Raw genomic sequence first — 7,192 nt, 5'->3', positions numbered from 1 at the left:
CGATACTAAGCATCTTGGCGGTGTATTCGCTAAGAAAATTGGTAAGCTCTTGGATCTGCGGTCTCGCCGCCTCTGCTTCTGTTGCTGGCGTTTCTTTCGCCGCCGCCGCCGTTGTTTTTGCCGTTGCGGTAGTGTTTTGTGTTGTTTCCACGCCTGCCTCTGCCGCCTCAATATTGTTTTGCGCTGTCTCCGAGGCTATCACGGCTTCTGTTTTTACAGCGCCCGCCGCCGTCTTTGATGCTGCTTCGGCGTCCGTTGCGGCGGTAAAATTTTGATTGTTTAAATTTGGCGTCGTTTCGGAATTTGAGTTATCTAAATTTAGCGCCGAGGCGGAATTTTGCTCGTTTAAATTTAACGCCTCCGCAGAGCTTTCATCGTTCAAATTTGAAGTGGCGCAATTCTGCTCTTTTAAAGAATTTTGCTCATCTAAATTTAAATCGCAGCCTGAATTCTGTCCGCTTAAATTTAAACTTTCGGCGTCCTCGCAAGATCCGCTAAATTTAGAATTTTCCCCGCTCACGGCTTCACCTCAGACTTATGAGATCGAGCGGGTTGATGTGGTAGTTCTGCTGCGTCACTTCAAAGGTCAGATCCGAGCCGATGCGCCCGATGATGTAGCCCTTTTTGACGTTGGAGCCGACGCGCACGGTAGGCGGGATCTGATTTAGATGTGCGTAGATCGTGTGGATGCCGCCGCTATGCTCTAGGATCACGACCTTATCGAGCACGGCGGTCTCTTTAGCAAAGACCACCTTGCCCGGCAGTACCGCCTTAACCTGCGTGTCGCCGCTGTTTGAGCCCAGCACGATATTTTCGTTGAAAAGCTTTATGTTATACACGGGATCGTTGTAGTTGCCGAATTTTCTCTTCAAATACGCGCCGTTCAGAGGCGCTGCGGTCTTGGCTCCGCTGTATTTTTTAACGCGCGAGGACTGATAGCTCGAGCCGTACTGCTTGACCTTTTGGTTGATCTTGCTTACGCGCTCATCCGCAGGCTCGCTCACTTCTGGCTCGGGCTCAAGAGGCGGCGCAGGCTCGGGCTTGCCCGCCTTTTTTGCCGCCGCCTTTGCTTTGGCGTACTCTTTTTCGCGTGCCTGGCGCTCCTTTTGCTTCTGCGCTTCAAGCTTTGCTTGGCGTGCCGCTTCCTCCTTCTGCGCTTTGGCTTTTTCCTCGGCGTCGTCGATGATCTTAAGCTCCTGCAGGGTCTTAGATATGGCGTCTTGCTCGTCGTTTATCTTCTCCAGGCGCGCGATGTAGTCCTCTTTATCCTTTTTCATCTGTGCGAGCTTTTCTTTTTGGGTGGTTTGCTTGGCGTCGAGATCGGTTTTTTTCTTGTCATAGCCCGCCATGCTTGCCTGGATCGATTTGATCTTTTTGTTCTGCTCGTTGATAAAATTTTGATTATTTTCGTAGTCTTTGATCAGCCCCTTCAGCTCGTCGTTCATAACGACGCCGAGCCCCTCTAAAATTTCGCTAGCCATGATAGAATCGGGCGTGGTGGTGGAATTTACGTCGGTGATGAGATCAAATGATAGCTCTTGTGAGATCACGCTTGCGATCTTGCTTTCCAGATCGTTTTGCACGCTAAGAAGCGTGACGTTTTGGCTATTAAGCTTTTCAAGCTCCTGCGCTTCGGCGGCGTATTGATCTTTTAAGCCCTCGATCGCGTCGCTTAGCTGTTTGATCTCGCCCTCGCGCTTTTTAAAGCCCTCCTGCTCCTTTACGATCTGGCCTGCGATCTCATCGATCTTTTGCGAGAGTTGCATCCCCTCCTTTTGCGAGCTTTTGAGCTCTTGCCCCGCTTTGGCGATCTTATCTTTCGTGCTTTGTCCCTTTGCGGGCGCGGCATAAGTAAGAGCCGCGGCAAGCCCCAGCGCAAGAAGCGGCGCTAAAAAAGCCCTTTTCATGCTCGTTTATTTCCGATTTGCAGCATCACGAAACTTACCGCGATGATAGATAGCGCCAAGGCGACACCCAAAAGAATCAGCGCATCGTAAGGCAGCACTATGGCGGTGCGTAGATCGCCGATGCCCTTAAGCGTGGTCGAAAACACCTCCCAAGAAGGAAGCGCAATGTAGAAGCAGGTCACGATCAGCGTGGCGATGAAAGAGTCGATTATCGCCATTCGGTAGAGCTTGCCGCTTTTTATCAGAAACGACGCGCCGAAAAGCTCCATAATCTCGATGCGCTCTTTGTGTTCGTAAACCCAGATACGCATCTGGCGGTGAATTAACATCACGCCTAAAAGCACGATGAGAAACGCAAAGCCGTAAACGAGGCTTTTGATAAGCAGTAAAATTTTAAAAATTTCATCGTGGGTTTTTTTAAAAATTTCAACCCGTGTGAGCGAGCCTATGGATTTTAGATCCTGCTCAATCTTGGCAAGCTGCGCGGCGTCGGGGAAGCTTTCGAGCTTGATGCTATAAAATTTAGGCAAATTTTTACTCAGCTCGGCAAAGGCGTTTTGTGAAATTTTACCCTTCAGACGCTCGGTGATGCCAGCGGTCGAAATTTCGCTAATCGAGCTGATTTTAGGCACCGCTTTTTGCGCGTCTTGCAGGCTGAGCGGGGTTTTAGAGACCAGCACGATGTTATATTCGTTTTGGATCGAGCGCTCGTAGCTTTTGGTTAGGTTACTCATAAAAATTCCAAACTGCACTGAAAAAAGCAGCGCGACGAGCGAAAAGATCACGCCGAAATGGGTTTTAATCGATTTCATTTACTTTAGCGTCCTTAATCTCAAAATGTCGGTGCCTAAAACGCAGCGTGGAGGGCATTTTATGCGTCACGATGACGACGCAGGCGTTCCACGACTCGCACGCCGAGCGCAGCAAATTCCAAATAATGGCGCTGGAGTAGTCGTCCAAATTTCCCGTAGGCTCGTCGCACAGCAGCAGGCGCGGATTATGCGCCATCGCACGCGCCAGAGCCACGCGCTGCTGCTCGCCGCCGCTAAGCTCGAGCGGATATTTGCCCATCTTATGCCCGAGCTCGACGTGGCGCAGTAGCTTTTTGGCTTGGTCTTGGCAGACCTGCTGATTGTAGCCCATTATCATTAACGGAAGCATTATGTTGCGCTCGATCGTCCATTCGTTGATCAGGCGGTAGTTTTGAAAGATAATGCCGATGCGCTGGCGTAGGGTGCGAAGATCGGAGTTCGTGATGCCCTTTAGATCGCACAAGCAGACGTTCAGCTCGCCGCCGATGATGTCGATGCCGCCGTAGAAGGACTTAAGCAGCGTGGATTTACCGCTACCGCTCTTGCCCGTGATGATGACGAAATCCTTCGCGCCGATGCCGAAACTCGCGTCTTGGATGACCGCGCCCGCCTTTTCGTAGCCCAGCGTGAGGCCCGCTGCGGTGATGATGTTGTAATCGTCCGTTATCTCTGCCATTGTGAAAATATCTCCGAAATTTTTTGATGTGCCGCGTGGTTTTCGCGCGTAGGAAGCGGGCGGCGGATGAAGTAGCGCGTGCCGCTTGCGTTTGCGCGGATGAAACACTGCTGCGGAAAGTCGAATGCTCCGAGCGAAAGCAGGATTAGCACGTCTTGCGGCTCGGCGGCGCACGGCTTGCTTTGTCGTTTATCTTGCTGCTCGGCACAGCTTGGTTCGCTTTGCCATTCGTCTTGCGACTTAACGCGGCTTGGTTTGCCTTGCCATAGCTGCTCGACACAATTTAATTCGCCTTGGTGTTCGGCTTGTAGCTCGTCATGGCTTGGCTCGCTTCGGCGCTCGACTTGCGACTTGATAGAGTTTGACTTATTTTGTAATTCTGCTTGCGGCTCGGCAGCGTGGTTTGGCTCGTTTTTCAGTTCGGCTTGCGGCTCATTTTTGCAAAGTAAGACGCTTGCGTTCGTTGTATTTCTAGCACTCACTGCGCCGCCGTCTGTTAAATTTACGCCCTTTGCGCTCAAGCGATCCTCGTTTAAATTTGCGCCCGTTTCATCTGCATGGTTTGTATTTAGTGCGTCGCTCGCTTTTTTTAGAATTTGCGTAACGTTCGCTTCGTCTGTGTGGGTTGCATTTGATGCGGCGCTTGCTTCCGCTGCACGGGTCGCCGCGAATGAGCCGTCCAAATTCGGCGCATTGTTTGTATCTATTGCACCGATCGTTGCAGGTGCAGTACTTGCGCCTGTCGCGTCGATAGCCGCAAGCGCACCCTCCGTGCCGCTAGCATTTAGCGCGCTGCTTGTTGCGATCTGCTCGCAGGCTAAAGCGCGCTTTTCGCTCGGGGCGGGGCGGCTAAATTTAGCGCTTACTGCGACAGGGACGTCACTCATTAAATTTACGCCGTTTGAGTTAGAGCAATTTTGATTTAAATTTATACTCTCTTTTGCGCCCGTCTTATCCGCGCGGTTTGTATTCAGTGCGCCGCTTGCTTTTTTTAGAATTTGCGTAGTGTTCGCGCAAGCTGAAATTTTATCGCCCGCTGTCGTAGCTAAAATTTTGCCGCCGCCTGACGAAATTTCATCCATGCTCGCGCGCTCGGTTAAATTTTTGCCGCGTGCCGTATCTGATTTTATGGTCTCGAACATGCCGTAGGCGCCCGCTTCGTGCGAGATAAAATTTCCATCTAAGTTTGCGCAGGAATTTAAGCCCGTTTTTGAGGTAAAATTCGAGTCATCGCCCGAGCTTAAATTTACGTCGCTTTTAAAATCTAACGCATCCAAATTTCTGCCACCACCCGCCGCGCAAGCCCCGCCCGCATCCAAGCTTTTTTGCGCGTCAAAGTAAAAAATTTCCTCAAAATGCACGAAAAAATCCTCGCCTTTGAAGGTAGAATTTTTAAAATTTCGCGCGATTGCCGCCGCGTCAAATTTTAAAAATTCCATCTCAAACTGCTGCGGCTCGCCCCGGCCCGCGGTTTTGTTCTCGTAGATCAGATCGTAGATATCTTTATCCATTTTGCGCCATCTATCCTCGTATTTGCTCGCTACGGCGGCGTCGCGGTTTTTGAAGTGCGAAATTTCGCCCGCTTTGCGCTGCACGTAGGGCGAGAGCTTTTGCATCGCGTAGAGGAAGTACTCCTCGCTGTCGGTGCGAAGCTCGAAGCGGCCGCCGCGTCCGAGCGTGCGTGCGATCTGCGAGGCGAACTCGTCGCTTATGACGCGGCGGTGCGGCGCGTCGTCCCACGGCACGGGGAAGTGCAAAAATACGCGCTGCAAGCAACCCGCGGGAAGCAGGCTCAGCAAAACCCGCGCGTCGGTGGCAATCAGCGCAATGTTTTGCAGCCCCTCGCGGATCGCTAGCTTTGCGACCTGTTCGATCGCGGGCTTGTAAATTTCAATGCCGATTAGCAGCGCGTCTTGATTTGAGCGCGCTTGATGAAGCAGGTGTCTGCCCGAGCCGAAGCCGATCTCGATAAAAATTTTATTAAATTTAGAGCTTTTTACGAGGGATAAAATTTCATTCTCGTCCAAAATCAGCGGCGTTTTTTCGGTAAGCGAGCTGTCTTTGTAGGCAAACGACTGCGAGATGATCCGCCCGCAGAAGCGCTCTTTAAAAATTTCGAGCGCTCGCTGCAGATGACCGATCTTAGCGGGCTTGGTGATCTTTTCGCCCTTTACTATCACTTTGTCGCCGCTGGGCTTTAGGGTGATAAAAAACTCGCTATCAAAGCTTTTGGTTCGCACGAGCGTTAAATTTCTGCCACGCGCCGTTTCTAAAAATTCGGTCTCGCCGAGCTTAATCGGCAGCCGCGGCAGGCTCACGCTTTGGGTTATGAAATTAGGCAAACTTTATTCTGCCTGCGCTGCGGCAATGACTGCACTAGGCTTGGACAGCTCTCCGTTTTCGGTTTTGACGGTGATGCGGTATTCATATCCTTCGCCATAATCGATATTGTCGATATATTCAGCACTAAGTCTGCCGCGAACCTCTTTAATCGTGCTCCATGACTCGCCTCCCTTAGGGCGGCGCTCGATTAGATAGGAGCTTACGCGAAGATCCGGATGCGGGCGCCAGATGATCTTAACGCGGCCCGGAAGCCCGTAGATCGCCTGCGCAAACGGCACGGACTCTAGCATCTTCGCTGTGCTTGCGATAGCAACCGGAGAAGGAGCCGAAACGCCCTTGGCGCCGTATGTGCGCACGGTGTATTTATACGAAGTGCCCGGCTGCAGCCTCGTATCTACGTAGTGAGTGGAGTATGGATCTGCGATAGTGGCGATCTTTTTGGCTTCGCCGCCGCTTGCAGGCGCTCGGTAAACGACAAAGCCCAGCACGGCGGTATTGCTGTCGTATCTAGGCCACTCAAGCCCAATCTCATTGTCGCTCGTGATCGTCCTAATGCCCTCCACGCGCGGCAGGCTTTCATCGCTTGCGCTAGGCGCGCTAGACATAGCGCAGCCACCCGCTAGTATCGCTAAAGTAGCGCTCAACGTTAGTCGGTAAAATTTTTTCATAAATTTCATCCTTTACCTTTTGATTTGTCGTAAAATTTAGAAATTCGCTCGGCAAGCCCGCGCATATTTTCACCTCTTTGCCGCTTCGCGGATGGATGAAATAGAGCAAATAGGCATGGAGCAAAATCCTGCTAATTTTAGCGTTTTCGCTCTTAAATCCGTATAAATGATCGCCCAAAATGTGCCGATTTATCGAGCTTAAATGCACGCGGATCTGATGCGTACGACCCGTGAAGAGCTTCGCCGCGACGAGATTAAAGCTCTTTAGGTTTATCGGCGGCAAGTTTTGGTTTTGAGCGGGATTTTTAAAATTTAAAGCTTTATTCTCGGCGAGACGGACAGAGCGGGCTTCATACGCACTCATTTTAGCGGTTAAAATTTTATCCGCGTTGTCTGCGCGGCTGCTTGGAATTTTATCTGCGTTGTCCGCGTATTTGTTTAAAATTTTATCCATACCCGCGTTCTTGCTCGCGCTCACGTCGGTAGTCGAAATTTTATCTGCGCCCGCAGTTGGGTCTGCATTTAAAATTTCATTCCCGCGCGCGCTTACGTCGGTCGCTAAAATTTTACCCGTATCTGCACCCCTGCTAGCGCTTAAAATTTTATCCTTGCCTGTGGATACAGCCGAAATTTCACCCGCATCCGTAGTCGCGTCTGAAATTTTATCGGTAGCCGAAATTTTACCCGCATCACCCGTTGAAATTTTATCCGTAGTGTCGCCCGAAATTTTGTCCTTAGCCGAAATTCTACTTGCGCCTGTGTTCGCAGCTAAAATTTTATCGGCGG

Annotated in this window: 5 protein-coding genes and 2 pseudogenes; all 7 read right to left on the bottom strand. The window is 51.0% G+C overall.

The window, feature by feature from the left end; genetic code table 11:
* Positions 1-520: pseudogene (locus Q0614_RS04715) on the bottom strand (hypothetical protein); the annotation flags it as partial.
* Between the two features lie 4 nt (positions 521-524).
* Positions 525-1,907, bottom strand: a complete 1,383-nt coding sequence (locus tag Q0614_RS04710) for a peptidoglycan DD-metalloendopeptidase family protein (RefSeq protein ID WP_298786893.1) — start codon at positions 1,905-1,907, stop codon at positions 525-527.
* Positions 1,904-2,719 carry a hypothetical protein gene (locus Q0614_RS04705; protein WP_298786891.1) on the bottom strand — a complete coding sequence of 272 codons (816 nt, stop codon included), beginning with the start codon at positions 2,717-2,719 and terminating at the stop codon, positions 1,904-1,906. The genes Q0614_RS04710 and Q0614_RS04705 overlap by 4 nt, the downstream gene beginning before the upstream one ends.
* The gene (locus Q0614_RS04700) at positions 2,706-3,395 is read right to left on the bottom strand and encodes an ATP-binding cassette domain-containing protein (RefSeq protein ID WP_005872302.1); all 690 of its coding nucleotides are present in this window, start codon (positions 3,393-3,395) and stop codon (positions 2,706-2,708) included. The genes Q0614_RS04705 and Q0614_RS04700 overlap by 14 nt, the downstream gene beginning before the upstream one ends.
* On the bottom strand, positions 3,383-5,737 hold the full coding sequence (trmB, locus tag Q0614_RS04695) for a tRNA (guanosine(46)-N7)-methyltransferase TrmB (protein WP_298786889.1): 2,355 nt from the start codon (positions 5,735-5,737) through the stop codon (positions 3,383-3,385). Before trmB ends, Q0614_RS04700 begins: the two co-directional genes overlap by 13 nt.
* A gap of 3 nt (positions 5,738-5,740) precedes the next feature.
* Positions 5,741-6,406 (bottom strand): fibronectin type III domain-containing protein, encoded by a 666-nt coding sequence (locus tag Q0614_RS04690; protein WP_297903939.1) that lies wholly within the window; start codon positions 6,404-6,406, stop codon positions 5,741-5,743.
* A pseudogene (locus tag Q0614_RS04685) lies at positions 6,336-7,192 on the bottom strand (hypothetical protein); the annotation flags it as partial. The pseudogene Q0614_RS04685 and the gene Q0614_RS04690, both read right to left, overlap by 71 nt.

Origin of the sequence: uncultured Campylobacter sp., from assembly GCF_937997595.1 — a bacterium.
Classification (GTDB): Bacteria; Campylobacterota; Campylobacteria; order Campylobacterales; family Campylobacteraceae; genus Campylobacter_B.
This window is presented reverse-complemented; position numbering and strand designations above follow the sequence as displayed.

What these genes read in the sequence shown, in the direction of transcription:
- Q0614_RS04710 (WP_298786893.1), bottom strand. Translation starts at nt 1,907, where the DNA reads ATGAAAAGGGCTTTTTTAGCGCCGCTTCTTGCGCTGGGGCTTGCCGCG.
- Q0614_RS04705 (WP_298786891.1), bottom strand. Translation starts at nt 2,719, where the DNA reads ATGAAATCGATTAAAACCCATTTCGGCGTGATCTTTTCGCTCGTCGCG.
- Q0614_RS04700 (WP_005872302.1), bottom strand. Translation starts at nt 3,395, where the DNA reads ATGGCAGAGATAACGGACGATTACAACATCATCACCGCAGCGGGCCTC.
- Q0614_RS04690 (WP_297903939.1), bottom strand. Translation starts at nt 6,406, where the DNA reads ATGAAAAAATTTTACCGACTAACGTTGAGCGCTACTTTAGCGATACTA.